Source organism: Oleiphilus sp. HI0043 (assembly GCF_001634935.1).
On sequence record NZ_LWEY01001486.1, the window covers coordinates 1 to 1188 of the forward strand.

The window sequence follows — 1188 nt, forward strand, 5'->3', positions numbered from 1 at the left end:
CTTGTCCTTAGTTGCTTGTGGAAGCGGTAGTAAGCTGAGTGATGATACTTACGATGGCTTGGTGACAATCGAAGGCCAGGTGAGCGTAAAGCCTGATACCAATGTAGATCTTGATGTTGAGCAAACATGCTCCACGCTTAGTGAGCAGAATAACTCTCTTTTTTCGGCCCAGCTGGTTAGTAACCCGATTACAATTGGAGGCTACATAAATGGCAAGTCTCAGGATCTTGGTTTTTGCTATCAGTTTGAGGAAGATCTTGATGATTATTACCGAGTTTCCTTGGTCGAAGGCCAGACTGTAAGTTTAAGTGTCTTTCCTGCTAACGAAGAGGAATTCAATATCAATGCCCTTGTTGAACTCAGGGCAGTAGATCAGTCTGGCGTCGTTGTGGCTGAACTATCTATATCAGAACCGGGTGCCAAATCTTTAGTTGTTCCCCTTACCAATGAATACTATGTGCGCGTAGCCACAACACAAGGGCACGATGCGCTACTGTATACGCTATCGCTTTCACAAAACTTAAGTGCTGATAATGCACGCCTGCTAAGTGAAGCGAGTCGCTTAGACTTCGTGCCAGGCGAGGTGCTACTTGCATTCGATCAGAGTTCAAGTGCTCAAGGCGCATCAACACGCAGTCGTTCACTTGATAGCTTGCAACGGACTTTAGTAGAGCGCTACGGACTAGAATATTCCAAGCGGGCGGGTTTGAGTGCAGAGTTATTTCGTTTCGATGCGACCGTTAATAGTAACTTAAGAGTAAATTCAAGCACCTCTTGGTCCAAGGCTAGTAAGCTCGAAAGAAAATGGCGAACGCTGGTTTTGTTAGAAGAGCTAAAAGCACTAGATGGTATTGAGGTCGCAGAGCCAAACTACTATCGCCGAGCTACCTTCGTCCCGAACGACAGTCGTTATTCAGAACAGTGGAATCTGTCACTACTTAAGGTTGAAGATGCATGGAATACTGCTACAGGTGACGGGGTAATTGTTGCTGTCATCGACAGTGGAATCAATCCCGATCATCCTGATCTGCGCAACCAGTTGACTACAAGTGGTTACGATTTTATTTCCGACACAGAATATTCCGGAGACGAAGACGGTTTCGATGATGACCCTACGGATTTGAGTCGAGTGCATCATGGTTCGCATGTTGCTGGAATTGTCGCTGCCCAAAGTAATAATAGTGAAGG

1 protein-coding gene is annotated in these 1188 nt (G+C 45.9%); it reads left to right on the forward strand.

Translation table 11 applies throughout. The features are described 5' to 3' along the window. Window positions 1–1188: S8 family serine peptidase (locus tag A3729_RS21145; protein ID WP_197475969.1), on the forward strand; the 1188-nt coding region annotated here is incomplete at both ends.